General features: G+C 61.0%; 1 pseudogene. It reads right to left on the reverse strand.

The features are described from left to right. Positions 1-1,251: pseudogene (locus tag ACO6BQ_RS12585) on the reverse strand (autotransporter outer membrane beta-barrel domain-containing protein); the annotation flags it as partial.

The following is a 1,251-nucleotide window of genomic DNA, read 5'->3' on the forward strand; positions in this document are numbered from 1 at the left end:
GCCAAGATGCGCCGCATAGTAGGCGTTCGCGCTGTCGTAGTGCGAGGTGCTGCCCGTATAGACGGAGCCGCTGTAGTCGCTGCGTATCTTGCCGCCGTGCAGTGCCGCCTCTGCCCACAGCCCCTTCACTGTCTCCATGCGCCCCATGATGCCGACACCGAGATAGCTGATATTGCCGCTGCCATGCGTGCCGTCGTCGAGGTAGGAGTCGTATTTGCCCTTGCCGTATTCGACAAACGGGGTGAAGGTGCGTGTCGCAGATGTTCCTTTCAGCGCACGCGCCCAGCCAAGGCTGAGGTTGTAGCCCCGCGTCCCGACATACGAGCCGGTCTCCGTATCGATGCTGCCCTGATCCATTGCCGCCCAGAGATGGTAGCCGTGTACTTCGTTGTCCCGCACACCTGCAGCCGCCTCGTTCTTTGCCGAGGCGATGCCGGATCCTGCGAGGAGGTTCGCGCCGCGGTTGATCAAGTCGGTCGCGGCGGCTCTGGTCTCGACGAAGGATTTGGTCTGCTCGCTGATCGCCGCCTTGGTGACGGTGGCAATCAGCTCGTCGGTATTGCGCTTCTGGAACGCAAACTCATAGAGCAGAGAGATGCCCTGCATCCCCGTGACCTTGTTTTCGGTCGGGATGTCGCTGAGCGTGCCGCTGTCCGCGACCTTCATCAGGCTGATGACATCGTTGACCTTGAGCGCGCGTGCGCGTCCATGGATACCAACCCCAACCTCGATGTTCGTGAGATCTTTATGGTTGACACCAAGCTGCAGGAGGGTCGGGTTGTTGGTCTCGATGCCCTCGCTGAGGTAGAAGTGGAGGTTCTTGACGCCCGTAAAGTCGTTGATATACGATGTTGGGTGTGCCGTGTCATGGTGGATGGCGAGGGTGTTGTCACGGTCGTTTACGCCGCCGTTGCCGCCCTTGACCGTGCCATTGACACGCGATCCTCTCATATGGATGATGTTGTTGCTGTTGAAGCCCGTGGCGTTGCCCGCGATGACATCGCCCGTGACGGTGGAACCGCGCCCGATGTTTACGGCATTGCCGTCGGCGATGACACAAGCCCCGCCGTAGACGCTGCCGTTGACGGTGACGCCGTCGGCGATGTTCACGGTGTTGCGCAGCGATGCGTTGTGGGCGCGTCCGCCGTAGACGTTGCCTGTGATGTTCGCGTTGACGTTCACGACGTTCTCGATGGCATCGCCGCCCGTGGAACGTCCGCCAACGACTTCGGTCGCTGCATTCGATGTGGG

This window comes from Centipeda sp. (in: firmicutes), from assembly GCF_057271695.1.